Raw genomic sequence first — 13679 nt, forward strand, 5'->3', positions numbered from 1 at the left:
GCCCGCGCCCCGGCGGCGGCTCCGGTCGCCGCCCGCCGCGGCCCCCGCGCCGCCCGCGCGTCCCCTTCCACCGCCGCGACCCGATGAAGCGCCTGAACGCCGGGCTGCTGGTCGTGGCGTTCGTGCTGTCGCTGTTCGCGGGGCGCCTCGTCCAGCTCCAGACGATCGAGTCCGGCAAGTACAGCGAGCAGGCGATGGACCAGCGGCTGCGGAAGCTGAAGCTGCCCGCCGTCCGCGGCGCGATCACCGACGCGCAGGGCAACCCGCTCGCCATGACGGTGGAGGCCCGTGCGATCACCGCCGACCCGTACGTCATCAAGCCGGAGAAACGGCAGGCGATCGTCAACGCGCTCGCCCCGACCCTCGGCCTGGACCCGGACGCGGTGCTGAAGGCGATCAGCAAGAAGGGCACCCAGTTCGTCTACCTGGCGCACGGCGTCACCCCCGACCAGGCGCGCCTCATCACGTCCTGGAACTTCCAGGGCATCGGGACTTTGCCGGAATATCGCCGCGACTATCCCAACGGTTCGCTGGGCGCGAGCGTCATAGGTTTCGTGAACGGTGCGGGACAGGGGGCCGCCGGCCTCGAGAGCACGCAGAACGCCGTGCTGTCCGGGAAGGACGGCTGGCAGCGCGTGGAGATCAGCCTCGAGGGCCAGCACATCCCCATGGGCGAGGACCAGAAGCAGCCGCCGGTCCCCGGCCGCGGCATCCGCCTCACCCTCCAGCAGGACCTGCAGTTCAAGGCCCAGGAGGCGATCGAGAAGCAGGTCAAGGCCACCGGCGCGCGCAGCGGCACCGCCATCGTGATGGACCCGCGCACCGGGAGGCTGCTGGCGATGGCGTCGGCGCCCGGCTACGACCCGAACCACGTGACCAAGGGCGACCGCGACGTGTGGGGCAGCCCGGTGGTGCAGGACGCCTACGAGCCGGGCAGCACCGGCAAGGTCGTCACCGCCGCGGCCGTCATGGAGCACGGCGGGGTCACCCCGCAGACCCCCTTCAGCGTCCCCGACAGGATCCGCAAGTACAACGTGGTGTTCCACGACTCCGAGCCGCACGGCGTGGAGGACCTGACGTTCGCCGGGGTGCTGGCCAAGTCCAGCAACGTCGGCACCATCCTCGCCAGCCAGACCATCAGCGAGGAGCGGCTCTACCAGACGCTGCGGGACTTCGGGTTCGGCCAGAAGACCGGCCTGCCGCTGCCGGGGGAGACGGCGGGGCTGCTCAACCCGCCGTCGAAGTGGTCGGGCACCGACCGCTACCCGATCGCGTTCGGGCAGACGGTGTCGGTCAACGCCGTGCAGATGGCGAGCGTCTACGCGACCATCGCCAACGGCGGCGTCCGCGTCGCGCCGAACCTGATCGCGGGGACGGTCGGCGCGAACGACAAGTTCACCCCGGCGCCCGCGCCGGAGCAGAAGCGGGTGATCAGCGAGGGCACCGCGCGGCAGATCAGCGACATGCTGGAGGGCGTCACCACCCCCGAGGGCACCGCGCCGAAGGCGCAGATCAAGGGCTACCGGGTCGCGGGCAAGACCGGCACGGCGCAGCGCTTCGACGCGGGCTGCGGATGCTACAAGGGGTACACGGCGTCGTTCGCCGGGTTCGCGCCCGCCGACGACCCGCGGCTCGTCGTGCAGGTCGTCCTGCAGGATCCGAAGCGGGGCAGCCACTATGGTGGCGACGTCGCCGCGCCCGTGTTCCGCGACGTGATGAGCTTCGCGCTCCAGTCCGAGAAGATCCCGCCGACGGGGAGCAAATCGCCGATCATCAAGATCTACGCCCGAGACTGACCGCAGCGAGTACCCTCACTCGCCGTGAGTCCACCATCCGTTCACCAGCGTTCCCGTCCCACCGGCACCGAAAGAACCGCCATGCGTCCGACCACCACTCAGGCCCGTCCGCTGGACGGGCTCGCGGCGACTCTCGGGATCGGACGGGGCGACTGGGGGGACACGGAGGTCACCGGGATCACGCACGACTCGCGCGCGGTGCGGCCCGGCGACGTGTACGCGGCGCTGCCCGGCGCCCGCACCCACGGCGCCGAGTTCTCCGCGCAGGCCGCCGCGGCGGGCGCGGCCGCGATCCTCACCGACGCCGCGGGCCGGGACCGGGCCGCCGCGACCGGCCTGCCCGTCCTGGTGGTCGCGGACGCGCGGGCGCGGCTCGGCGACGCGGCCGCCTGGGTGTACGGGGAGCCGGGACGCGACATCACGCTGATCGGCATCACCGGCACCAGCGGCAAGAGCACCACGGCGTTCCTGGTCGAGGCCGGGCTGCACGCCGCGGGCATCACGACCGGGCTGGTCGGCGGCGTGGAGATCCGGGTCGCCGACGAGCGGGTGCCGAGCGCGCTGACCACGCCGGAGGCGACGGACCTGCACGCGCTGCTGGCGATGATGCGCGAGCGGGGCGTCGGCGCCGCGGCGATGGAGGTGTCGAGCCACGCGCTCGTGCAGGGCCGGGTCGGCGGCGCGCACTACGAGGTCGCCGTCTTCACCAACCTGTCCCAGGACCACCTGGACTACCACCCGACCATGCAGGACTACTTCCTGGCGAAGGCCCGGCTGTTCACGCCGGAGTACGCGCGGATCGGCGTGGTGAACCTCGACGACCACTACGGCCGCGAGCTGCTGGAGATCGCCCCGATCCCGATGACGACGTTCTCGGCGTCCGGCGACCCGGCGGCGGACTGGCGGGCCGAGGACGTGCGGGTCGGCGCGGACGGCAGCGTGTTCCGCGTCGTCGGGCCGGGCGGCGTCGAGGCCGACGCCTCGGTGCGGCTCGCCGGGCCGTTCAACGTCGCCAACGCGCTCGCCGCGATCGTCGCGCTGGTCGAGGCGGGGCTGGGGCTGCCCGCGGCGGTGCGCGGCGTCGCGTCGCTGGAGGGCGTCCCCGGGCGGCTGGAGCGGATCGACGAGGGCCAGGACTTCGTCGCGCTCGTCGACTACTCGCACAAGCCCGGCGCCGTCGAGGCGGTGCTCACCGCGCTGCGCCCCGTCACCGAGGGGTCCCTCGCGGTGGTGCTCGGCTGCGGCGGCGACCGCGACCGCGGCAAGCGCCCGCTGATGGGCGAGGCGGCGGCGCGGCTGGCCGACATGGCGTATTTCACCAACGACAACCCGAGGTCCGAAGATCCGCTCGCCATCCTCGCCGCTATGGTCGAGGGCGGGCTCAAGGTGCCGCAGCGGCACCGGGCGCACATCGTCGTGGAACCCGACCGCGCCGCCGCCATCGCGCTGGCCGTCGGCCGGGCCCGCCGCGGCGACGTCCTCGTCGTCGCGGGCAAGGGCCACGAGCAGGGCCAGTACGCGGCCGGCGAGGTGCAGCCGTTCGACGACCGCGAGGTCGTCCGGGAGGCGCTGCGGCGTGCCGCGCCTCGGGAAGAGAAGTAGAGGGGACGGGACGCAGGCGTGATCCCACTTCCGCTGTCGACGATCGCGGAGATCACGGGGGGCACCGTTGACGGGGCCCCTCCGGACGCCGTGGCGGGCGGCCCCGTGGTCATCGACTCCCGCGCCGTGGAGCCCGGGGCGCTGTTCGCGGCGTTCAAGGGCGAGCACGCGGACGGGCACGACTTCGCCGCCGCCGCGCTGGCGGCCGGGGCCGCCGCGGTGCTGGCGCAGCGCCCGGTGGGCGGCCCGGCCGTGCTGGTCGAGGACGTGAAGGAGGCGCTCGGCCGGCTCGCGCGGGGTGTGCTGGAGCGGCTTCCGGACACGACGGTCGTCGCGGTCACCGGGTCGGCGGGCAAGACCTCCACCAAGGACCTGATCGCGCAGCTCGTCGGGCGGGCGGGGCCGACGGTGTGGCCGCCGGGCTCGTTCAACAACGAGATCGGGCTGCCGCTGACGGTGCTGCGCGCCGGCGCCGAGACCCGGCACCTGGTGCTGGAGATGGGCGCCCGCGGCATCGGCCACATCGCCTACCTGACCGGGATCGCGCGTCCCGACGTCGGGGTGGTGCTGAACGTCGGCACCGCGCACATGGGCGAGTTCGGCAGCCGCGAGGCGATCGCGCGCGCCAAGGGCGAGATGGTCGAGGCGCTGCGCCCGGACGGCACCGCCGTGCTCAACGCCGACGACCCCCTGGTGAGCGCCATGGCGTCGCGCACCGCGGGCGAGGTCGTGACGTTCGGCCGGTCGGACGGCGCGGCGGTCCGCGCGGTGGACGAGACGCTCGACGAGCAGGGCCGGGGCCGGTTCACGCTGGTGACGCCGGAGGGCTCGGCGCCGGTCGCGCTGCGGCTGTACGGTTCGCACGCGGTCGCGAACGCGCTGGCCGCCGCGGCGGCGGCGCGCGCGGCGGGGCTGCCGGTGGACGAGATCGCCGCGGGGCTGTCGGAGGCGGAGCCGGCCAGCCGGTGGCGGATGGAGGTCACCGAGCGGGCCGACGGGGTGACGGTGGTCAACGACGCCTACAACGCCAACCCCGACTCGACGCGGGCCGCGATCGACGTGCTCGCGCACATGGCCCGCGGCCGGCGCGCGTACGCGGTGCTGGGTGAAATGGCCGAACTGGGAGGTTCGTCCGCCGCGGAACATGCCAGGATCGGGCGGCACGCCGCGCGCAGCGGGCTGGACGGCCTCGTCGTCGTCGGCGCGAACGCGGCGGCGATGGCCGAAGGTGCCGCGGAGGTGGCGTCATGGACGGGAGAGTGCGTGCAGGTGGATGACGTCGGCGCGGCGGTGGCCGCGCTCAGCGAGCGGCTCGCGCCGCGGGACGTCGTGCTGGTGAAGGGATCCCGGGTGGCCGGGCTGGAACGGGTCGCCGAGGCGCTGCTGGCGCCGGACGGGCGGGCCGGTCGATGACCAACATCATCATCGCGGCCGGGTTCGCGTTGGTCTTCGTCATGGTCGGCACACCGGTGTGGATCCGGATCGTCAACCGGCTCGGCTACGGCCAGATGATCCGGGACGAGGGCCCCGAGGCCCACCTCACCAAGCGCGGCACCCCCACCATGGGCGGCACCGTCTTCATCGTCGGGTCGCTCGTGGGATACGCGCTCGCGCACCTGGTCACCGGACAGGCCCCGACGATCTCCGGTGTGCTGGTGCTGTTCCTGATGACGGGCCTGGGGTTCGTCGGCTTCGTCGACGACTTCATCAAGGTGTTCAAGCAGCGCAGCCTCGGCCTGCGCAGCGGCGCCAAGATGCTCGGCATCGTCCTCGTCGGGGTGGTCTTCGCGGTCGCCTCGCTGAACTTCCCCAACGGCTACGACATCACCCCCGCCGACCCCCACCTTTCCTTCCTGCGCGACTTCGGCCCCTCGATCGGCCCCTACCTGTTCGTCGTCTGGGCGCTGCTGCTGATCGCGGCGATGTCCAACGGCGTGAACCTCACCGACGGCCTGGACGGCCTCGCCGCCGGCCCCGCCGGCATGGTGCTGGCCGCCTACGTGATCATCGGCAACTGGCAGCTGCGCAACTCCTGCCAGGCCTCGCTCGTCCCCAACTGCTACAACGTGCGCGACCCCCTGGACCTCGCGGTCGTGGCCGCGGCCGTGCTCGGCGGCGTGTTCGGCTTCCTGTGGTGGAACGCCCCCCCGGCGAAGATCTTCATGGGCGACACCGGCTCGCTGGCCCTCGGCGGCGTGCTGGTCGGCCTCGCGATCCTCACCCGCACCCAGTTCCTGCTGGCCATCCTGTGCGGCCTGATCGTGATGATCACCCTCTCGGTGATCATCCAGGTCGGCGGCTTCAAGATGACCAAGAAACGGGTGTTCAAGATGGCTCCGCTGCAGCACCACTTCGAGCTGTCCGGCTGGGCCGAGACCACCATCGTCGTGCGGTTCTGGCTGATGTCGGCGCTGTTCGTCGCGATGGGGCTCGGCATCTTCTACCTGGAATGGATGCCCAAGAAGTGACGATGAGTCCCTGGGACGGCCTCGCCGTCTGCGTCGCCGGGCTCGGCGTGTCCGGCCGGGCCGCCGCCCGCGCGCTCGCCGCGCGGGGCGCCCGCGTCACGGCCGTCGACGCCCGCGACGGCGACGAGCAGCGCGCGCAGGCCGCCGAGCTGGCGGAGCGCGGCGTCGCGGTCCGGCTCGGCGACGGCGAGACCCTCCCGGAGGGCACCGGCCTGGTCGTCACCTCGCCGGGATGGAAGCCGGACGCGCCGCTGCTCGCGGCGGCCGCCGCGGCCGGCGTCGAGATCATCGGCGAGGTGGAGCTGGCCTGGCGGCTGCGGCCGGAGGGCGCCGCGCCGTGGCTGGCCATCACCGGGACCGACGGCAAGACGACCGTCGTCCGGATGCTGGCGTGCATGCTGACGGCGGCGGGGCACAAGGCCCTCGCCGTCGGCAACGTCGGCACGCCGATCGTCGAGGCTGTGGGCGGTTCCGGGGGGTCTGGGGGGTCGTCCCCCCAGGAACGGCACGCCGAGCCCTACGACGTGCTGGCGGTGGAGCTGTCGAGCTACCAGCTGCACTGGTCGAGCTCGCTGGCGCCGCTGGCGGCGACCGTGCTGAACATCGCGCCCGACCACCTCGACTGGCACGGCTCCATGGACGCCTACGTCGGCGCCAAGGCGAAGATCTTCGCGCCGGGCACCGTCGCGGTCTACAACGCCGACGACGCCACCTCCACGGCGCTCGCCGAGCGCGCCGAGGGCGTCGAGCGGCGCGCCGGGTTCACGCTGCGGGTGCCGCGCCCCGGCGAGCTCGGCGTCGTCGAGGAGCTGCTGGTCGACCGCGCCTTCACCGCCGACCCGGCGGCGGAGGCCGCCGAACTGGCCGCGCTCGCGGACGTCCGCCCGTTCGCGCCGCACAACGTCGCGAACGCGCTCGCGGCGGCCGGGCTGGCGCGGGCCTTCGGGGTGCCGCCCGAGGCCGTCCGGGAGGGGCTGCGCTCGTTCGTGCCCGACCCGCACCGCATCCAGCACGTCGCCGACGTCGGCGGCGTCGCCTACGTCAACGACTCCAAGGCGACCCAGCCGCACGCGGCCGCCGCGTCCCTGGCCGCCTACGAGTCGATCGTGTGGATCGCCGGCGGCCTCCTCAAGGGCCTGGACGTCGACGACCTGGTGCGCACCTGCGCCGGCCGGCTGCGCGGCGTCGTGCTGATGGGCCGCGACCGGCACCGGCTCGCCGAGGCACTCGCGCGACACGCCGCCGATGTCCCTGTGGTCGACGTCGCCGACACCGACACTGGGGCCATGGACCGCGTCGTCACCGAAGCAGCCGGGCTCGCCCGTCCCGGCGACACCGTGCTGCTCGCCCCCGTCGGGGCCTCCTTCGACATGTTCGCCAACTACCCCGCCCGCGGCGAGGCGTTCATCGCCGCGGTGGAACGCCTCGCCGCCGCCGGAGACCCGCAGGCGTCATGACCACCGCCGTACCGGCCGAGGAGGGGCGGACGCGCCGGGCCGGGCCGCGCGAGCAGGTGGTCGCCGCGGTCGGGCTGCTCGACCGCCCCCTCACCTCCTACTACCTGGTGCTGAGCTGCTCGGTGATGCTGCTGGCGCTCGGCCTGACCATGGTGCTGTCGGCGTCGTCGGTCAAGCAGCTGCAGGAGACCGGGTCCGCCTACACGCTGTTCCAGAAGCAGGCCGTGTGGATGGTGATCGGGCTGCCGCTGATGTGGATGGCGTCCCGGCTGCCCGTGCGGACGTTCCGCGCGCTGGCCTACCCGCTGCTGCTGCTGTCGATCGTCGCGCTGGCGATGGTGCTGGTCCCCGGCCTCGGCCGCAGCGCCGGCGGCGCCACCCGCTGGATCGACCTCGGGCCCGTCCAGATCCAGCCGTCGGAGCCCGCCAAGCTCGCGCTGGTGCTGTGGGGCGCCGACCTGCTGGCCCGCAAGGAGCGGCTCGGCCAGCTCACCGAGTGGCGGCCGCTGCTGGTGCCGCTGCTGCCCGGCGCCGGGGTGCTGGTGCTGCTCGTCATGCTCGGCAACGACCTCGGCACCACCCTCGTGCTGCTGACGATCTTCCTGGCGCTGCTGTGGGTGGTCGGCGCGCCGGGCCGGCTGTTCGTCGGCATCGCCGGCCTGGTCTGCCTGCTGGTGTCGATCCTGATCATCGTCGAGCCGTACCGGATGCAGCGGCTCACCGGCTTCCTCGACCCGGCCGGCAACCGGTTGACCAGCAACTACCAGGGCATCCAGGGACTGTTCGCGGTCGCCTCCGGGGGGCTGTTCGGCACCGGCCTCGGGGAGGGGCGCGCCAAGTGGGACTACCTGCCGCACGCCGAGACCGACTTCATCTTCGCGATCGTCGGGGAGGAGTTCGGGCTGGTCGGCACCCTGGTCGTGCTCGGCCTGTTCGGCCTGCTGGCCTACGCGGGGCTGCGCATCGCCCGCCGGGTGAAGGACCCGTTCACCCGGCTCGCCGCCGCCGGCGCGACCGCCTGGCTGGTGGTCCAGGCCATCGTCAACATCGGCGCGGTGATCGGGGTGCTGCCGATCACCGGCATCCCGCTGCCGCTGGTCTCCTACGGCGGTTCCGCGCTCATCCCGACCCTGATCGCGCTCGGGATGCTGCTGGCGTTCGCCAAACGCGAGCCCGGCGCGCGGCAAGCACTGTCCGCACGCGGCCCCGGACCGGTCGTGAGGGCTCTAAGCTGGCTGGGACTGGCACGGCGCTGAAATCCCCCCGCCGGGGTGCCGGCGACCCGGCGTCCGTCGCCCGCACGCGCCGAGTGCGGGGCGGACGGCACGCGAGCGGACGGCACCCGACACGTCGAACACGCTGAGGAGTTGTCAACGAGCATGAGGGTTGTCCTGGCCGGCGGCGGCACCGCCGGACACATCGAGCCCGCCCTGGCTCTCGCCGACGCGCTGCGCCGCAACGACCCCAACACGGGGATCGTCTGCCTCGGCACCGAACGGGGCCTGGAGACCCGGCTGGTCCCGCAGCGCGGCTACGAGCTCGCGCTCATCCCGCCGGTCCCGCTGCCGCGCACGCTGACCCCGCAGCTGCTGTCGGTCCCGGGACGGCTGCGCGGCGCGATCAACGCGGCGGCGAACGTCCTCGACCAGGCCAGGGCCGACGTCCTGGTCGGGTTCGGGGGCTACGTCGCCACCCCCGGCTACCTGGCCGCGCGCAAGCGCAAGGTCCCGATCATCGTGCACGAGGCCAACCCGAAGCCGGGCCTGGCCAACAAGCTCGGCGCCCGCTTCACCGACCACGTCGCGGTGTCGCACCAGGACTCGCCGCTCCCGAACGCCACCTTCGTCGGCATCCCGCTGCGCCGCGAGATCGCGTCCCTGGACCGGCTGGCGATGGGCGACAAGGCCCGCTCCTACTTCGGCCTGCTGCCCGACCTGCCGACCCTGCTGATCTTCGGCGGGTCGCAGGGCGCCCGCTCCCTGAACCAGGCCGCGGTGGCCGCCGCGCCGTACTTCCGGCAGGCCGGCATCCAGGTGCTGCACATCGTCGGACCGAAGAACACCGAGGAGCCGGAGCCGGCGCAGGGCGGCCCGCAGTACGTCACCATCCCGTACTGCGACCGGATGGACCTGGCCTACGCCGCCGCCGACATGGCGATGTGCCGGGCCGGCGCGATGACCTGCGCGGAGCTGGCCGCGGTCGCGCTCCCCGCGGTGTACGTGCCGCTGCCGATCGGCAACGGCGAGCAGCGGCTGAACGCCGAGCCGATCGTCGCGGCGGGCGGCGGCATGCTGGTCGACAACGCCGAGCTGTCGCCGGACTGGATCGCCCGGAACCTGCTGCCGGTGCTGGCCGACCCGGGCCGGGTCGCGCACATGTCCGAGGCGGCCGGGCGGATGGGCCGCCGGGACGCCGACGTCGCGCTGGCCCGGATGGTGTACGACGTGGTCCGCGCGGCGGGCGCCGCCCGATGAGCCTGATCGACCCGGGCGAGGTCGTCCCGGCCGGCGAGCTCGGCCGGGTCCACTTCATCGCCATCGGCGGGGCCGGCATGTCCGGCATCGCGCGGATCATGCTGCGCCGCGGCATCGCCGTGTCCGGCAGCGACGCGCGCGACTCCGAGCTGCTCGGCCAGCTCGGCGACCTCGGCGCGAAGGTGTTCGTCGGGCACGACGCCGCGCACGTCGGCGACGCCGACACCGTCGTGGTGTCCACCGCGATCCGGGAGGCCAACCCCGAGCTGGTCGCCGCGCGCGAGCGCGGGCTGCGGGTGCTGCACCGCTCGGCGGCGCTCGCCTCGCTGATGGCGGGGCGGCGCGCCGTCGCCGTCGCCGGGACGCACGGCAAGACCACCACGACGTCGATGCTGACGGTCGCGCTGCAGCACGCGGGCGCCGACCCGTCGTACTGCATCGGCGGCCAGCTCGTCACCACCGGGCTCGGCGCCGACGAGGGCACCGGGGACGTGTTCGTCGCCGAGGCCGACGAGAGCGACGGCTCGTTCCTCATGTACACCCCGCACATCGCGGTCGTCACCAACGTCGAGGCCGACCACCTCGACAACTACGGCGGCTTCGAGATGGTGAAGGAGAACTTCGCCCGGTTCGTCGACCGGATCGAGCCGGGCGGGACGCTCGTCGCCGGCGCCGACGACCCGGTCGCCATGGAGCTGGCCGACCGGGCGCGGGCGCGGGGGCTGACCGTCCGGACGTACGGGGAGGCGGAGGGCGCCGACCTGCGGGTGACCGGGTTCACCCCGCGCGGCCTCGGCTCCCGCTTCGCGATCGAGGGCGCCGGCGAGGTGGCGCTCGGCGTCCCGGGCCGGCACAACGCGCTCAACGCCGCGGCGGTCGTCGCGGTCGCGCAGGCGCTCGGCGTGGACGGCGCGGCGGTGCGGGAGGGGCTCGCCGCGTTCGGCGGCGCGATGCGGCGGCTGGAGCGCAAGGGCGAGGCGGGCGGCGTCGAGGTGTTCGACAGCTACGCCCACCATCCGACCGAGCTGACCGCCGACCTGGAGGCCACCCGCGACTACCTGGGGGAGAAGGCCGCGGCCGGCGGCGCCGCCGGACGCATCGTCGCGGTGTTCCAGCCGCACCTGTACAGCCGCACCCGGTTCTTCGCCGCCGAGTTCGGCGCCGCGCTCGGCATGGCCGACGTCGCGGTGGTGCTGGACGTCTACGGCGCCCGCGAGGACCCGGAGCCCGGCGTGACGGGCGCGCTCGTCGCCGACGCCGTCCCCGCCGGGACCGAGACCGTCTACGCGCCCGTCCGGGACGAGGTCCCCGGCCTGGCGGCCTCGCTCGCCCGACCCGGCGACGTGGTGATCACGCTGGGCGCGGGTGACGTGACCGCGCTCGGCCCGCTGGTGCTGGAGCGGCTCGCGACCCGCTGAGCGGCGGGCCGGGCCGCCGTCGAGGGGGACACGCCGCCGCGCGGACGTTCGGCGCCGCGCGGCCCGATCACTGTCAAGCTGGGGTCATGACCGAGGCGCGGACGGACCAACCGGAGAGCGGGACCGAGGACCCGGCGGCCGTGCCGGAGCCCGCCGCCGGCCGGCCCCGCGGGGGCCGCTGGAAAGTGATCTTCGTCGCGCTGCTCGTGCTCGGCGCGCTGGCCGCGGTCGGCTGGGTGCTGCTCGGCTCGAAGCTGCTGGTGGTGCGGCACGTGGAGGTGAGCGGCGCCGCGCTCGCGCCGCGCGACCGGATCGTCGCCGCCGCCGGGATCCGCCTCGGCGTCCCGATGGCGCGGCTGGACACCGGGGAGGTCAGGGCGCGGGTGGAGCGGCTCCGCGAGGTGGAGTCCGCCGAGGTCAGGCGGGACTGGCCCGCCACGGTCCGGATCGTCGTGCGGGAGCGCGTCCCGGTGGCGGTGCTGGAGCGCGGCGGCCGCTACGAGCGCCTCGACCGGCACGGGGTGACCGTGGCGGACGGGGCGTCGCGCCCGGCCGGGCTCCCTGAGCTGACCGTCTCCTCGCCCGGGCCGTCCGACCCGGCGACGCTCGCGGCCCTCAAGGTGCTCACCGGGCTGCCGGACCGGCTGCGCGGCCGGGTCGAGGAGGTGGAGGCGGCCGATCCCGGGTCCGTGGAGCTGCGCATGAAGGGCGGCCTGACGGTGACGTGGGGCCCGCCGGAGCGCGCGGCGGAGAAGATCCGGCTGCTGGACTCGGTGGAGCGCACCGCGTCGGGGCGGTCCCTGCACGCCATCGACGTCAGCTCGCCGGAGGTCCTGATCACGCGCTGATCAGCGGTGCGGGGCGGTCGAATGTCAAGCCGTTCGGGTCCGGTGCGTGTGTCGGGGCGATTCCGGGCGGCCGATGGGGCACGCTGGAACGGTCGGCCGGAGTTCGGCCGGCCTGGACGGACCGGAGGGCGGGCGGCGGTGCACTGAGCGGCAGGCGGCGGACACGTCCGTCGCCAACCAGGGCAAACCCGTGCCCAGTGCGACACGCCGGTGGAGTTCGGGGGAGGTTAGTTGACCCTGGCGGTAAGGCCGCCCTACTGTCCGTATCAGTCCTCAGGTTGACATAACTGTAAGCCTCAAGTTGAGGGTGAGGGTTGAGGGTGGATCGGATCGACGGTCGGTTCCGCCCACGGCCCGCGCCGAAAAAGCGCACAGGTCAGGAAACTCCGCGGCGGACGGTCGGCAGACCGGACCGGCGGGTCGGATAGAGCGAGCGGAAAGGCCCCTCGTCGTGGCAGCACCGCAGAACTACCTCGCGGTCATCAAGGTCGTCGGTATCGGCGGCGGCGGCGTCAACGCCGTCAACCGGATGATCGAGGAGGGACTCAAGGGCGTCGAGTTCATCGCGATCAACACGGACGCCCAGGCGCTGCTGATGAGTGACGCCGACGTGAAGCTGGACGTGGGCCGCGAGCTCACCCGGGGCCTCGGCGCCGGAGCGAACCCGGACGTCGGCCGCAAGGCCGCCGAGGACCACCGGGAGGAGATCGAGGAGGTGCTCAAGGGCGCCGACATGGTCTTCGTCACCGCCGGGGAGGGCGGCGGCACGGGCACCGGCGGCGCGCCCGTGGTCGCCAACATCGCCCGGTCGCTCGGCGCCCTGACGATCGGCGTGGTCACCCGCCCGTTCAGCTTCGAGGGCAAGCGCCGCGCGATGCAGGCCGAGGCCGGCATCGAGACGCTGCGCGACGAGGTCGACACCCTCATCGTGATCCCCAACGACCGGCTGCTGTCGATCTCCGACCGGCAGGTCAGCGTGCTGGACGCCTTCAAGGCCGCCGACCAGGTGCTCCTGTCCGGTGTCCAGGGCATCACCGACCTGATCACCACCCCGGGCCTGATCAACCTGGACTTCGCCGACGTCAAGTCCGTCATGTCCGGGGCCGGCTCGGCGCTGATGGGCATCGGCTCGGCGCGCGGCGACGACCGCAGCGTCGCCGCCGCGGAGATGGCGATCTCCAGCCCGCTGCTGGAGGCCAGCATCGACGGCGCGCACGGCGTGCTGCTGTCCATCTCCGGCGGCTCCGACCTCGGCCTGTTCGAGATCAACGAGGCGGCGCAGCTCGTCTCGAACGCGGCGGCCCCGGACGCCAACATCATCTTCGGCGCGGTCATCGACGACGCGCTCGGCGACGAGGTGCGGGTCACCGTGATCGCGGCGGGCTTCGACGAAGGGCGCCCTACCCGGCCGGCCCCTGAGCCGGAGACCAAGCGCGCCGCCCCGCCGCCCCGCCCGGTGCCGCCGCCCGCCGCGCCGCCCGCGCCGTCCAACCCGATCCCGAGCCGGGTCGGCCGCTCCGACACCGGTCCGCAGCCCGCGCCGCACCAGTCGGTCGCGCAGGCCGCAGCCGCGCCGCAGCCGTCCACGCCGCTCGCCGCGCCCGTCCCGGCAGATC

General features: G+C 74.0%; 10 protein-coding genes. All 10 read left to right on the plus strand.

What is annotated here, in order from left to right; all coding sequences use genetic code 11:
• On the plus strand, nucleotides 1–1796 hold a 1796-nt coding region (locus tag amrb99_RS47835; protein ID WP_347257180.1), incomplete at its 5' end, for a penicillin-binding protein 2.
• A gap of 81 nt (nucleotides 1797–1877) precedes the next feature.
• Nucleotides 1878–3398 (plus strand): UDP-N-acetylmuramoyl-L-alanyl-D-glutamate--2,6-diaminopimelate ligase, encoded by a 1521-nt coding sequence (locus amrb99_RS47840; RefSeq protein ID WP_190868758.1) that lies wholly within the window; start codon nucleotides 1878–1880, stop codon nucleotides 3396–3398.
• A gap of 18 nt (nucleotides 3399–3416) precedes the next feature.
• On the plus strand, nucleotides 3417–4811 hold the full coding sequence (gene murF / locus amrb99_RS47845; protein WP_190868759.1) for a UDP-N-acetylmuramoyl-tripeptide--D-alanyl-D-alanine ligase: 1395 nt from the start codon (nucleotides 3417–3419) through the stop codon (nucleotides 4809–4811).
• On the plus strand, nucleotides 4808–5866 hold the full coding sequence (gene mraY, locus amrb99_RS47850; protein ID WP_190868760.1) for a phospho-N-acetylmuramoyl-pentapeptide-transferase: 1059 nt from the start codon (nucleotides 4808–4810) through the stop codon (nucleotides 5864–5866). Before murF ends, mraY begins: the two co-directional genes overlap by 4 nt.
• A 2-nt stretch (nucleotides 5867–5868) precedes the next feature.
• Nucleotides 5869–7323 (plus strand): UDP-N-acetylmuramoyl-L-alanine--D-glutamate ligase, encoded by a 1455-nt coding sequence (gene murD / locus amrb99_RS47855; protein ID WP_190868761.1) that lies wholly within the window; start codon nucleotides 5869–5871, stop codon nucleotides 7321–7323.
• The gene (gene ftsW / locus amrb99_RS47860; protein ID WP_190868762.1) at nucleotides 7320–8579 is read left to right on the plus strand and encodes a putative lipid II flippase FtsW; all 1260 of its coding nucleotides are present in this window, start codon (nucleotides 7320–7322) and stop codon (nucleotides 8577–8579) included. The genes murD and ftsW overlap by 4 nt, the downstream gene beginning before the upstream one ends.
• Before the next feature lie 123 nt (nucleotides 8580–8702).
• Nucleotides 8703–9797 (plus strand): undecaprenyldiphospho-muramoylpentapeptide beta-N-acetylglucosaminyltransferase, encoded by a 1095-nt coding sequence (murG, locus tag amrb99_RS47865; protein ID WP_190868763.1) that lies wholly within the window; start codon nucleotides 8703–8705, stop codon nucleotides 9795–9797.
• On the plus strand, nucleotides 9794–11215 hold the full coding sequence (gene murC, locus amrb99_RS47870; protein ID WP_190868764.1) for a UDP-N-acetylmuramate--L-alanine ligase: 1422 nt from the start codon (nucleotides 9794–9796) through the stop codon (nucleotides 11213–11215). The genes murG and murC overlap by 4 nt, the downstream gene beginning before the upstream one ends.
• An 86-nt stretch (nucleotides 11216–11301) precedes the next feature.
• Complete coding sequence (locus amrb99_RS47875) at nucleotides 11302–12063, plus strand: FtsQ-type POTRA domain-containing protein (protein ID WP_190868765.1); 762 nt, start codon at nucleotides 11302–11304, stop codon at nucleotides 12061–12063.
• 451 nt (nucleotides 12064–12514) lie between these two features.
• Nucleotides 12515–13679: cell division protein FtsZ (gene ftsZ / locus amrb99_RS47880; RefSeq protein ID WP_190868766.1), on the plus strand; the 1165-nt coding region annotated here is incomplete at its 3' end.

Source organism: Actinomadura sp. RB99 (assembly GCF_014706005.1).
Lineage (GTDB): Bacteria > Actinomycetota > Actinomycetes > Streptosporangiales > Streptosporangiaceae > Spirillospora.

Excerpts from the sequence above, each read along its gene's own strand:
- ftsW (WP_190868762.1), top strand. The coding sequence starts at position 7,320 with ATGACCACCGCCGTACCGGCCGAGGAGGGGCGGACGCGCCGGGCCGGG.
- murC (WP_190868764.1), top strand. The coding sequence starts at position 9,794 with ATGAGCCTGATCGACCCGGGCGAGGTCGTCCCGGCCGGCGAGCTCGGC.
- mraY (WP_190868760.1), top strand. The coding sequence starts at position 4,808 with ATGACCAACATCATCATCGCGGCCGGGTTCGCGTTGGTCTTCGTCATG.
- murD (WP_190868761.1), top strand. The coding sequence starts at position 5,869 with ATGAGTCCCTGGGACGGCCTCGCCGTCTGCGTCGCCGGGCTCGGCGTG.
- amrb99_RS47840 (WP_190868758.1), top strand. The coding sequence starts at position 1,878 with ATGCGTCCGACCACCACTCAGGCCCGTCCGCTGGACGGGCTCGCGGCG.
- amrb99_RS47875 (WP_190868765.1), top strand. The coding sequence starts at position 11,302 with ATGACCGAGGCGCGGACGGACCAACCGGAGAGCGGGACCGAGGACCCG.
- murG (WP_190868763.1), top strand. The coding sequence starts at position 8,703 with ATGAGGGTTGTCCTGGCCGGCGGCGGCACCGCCGGACACATCGAGCCC.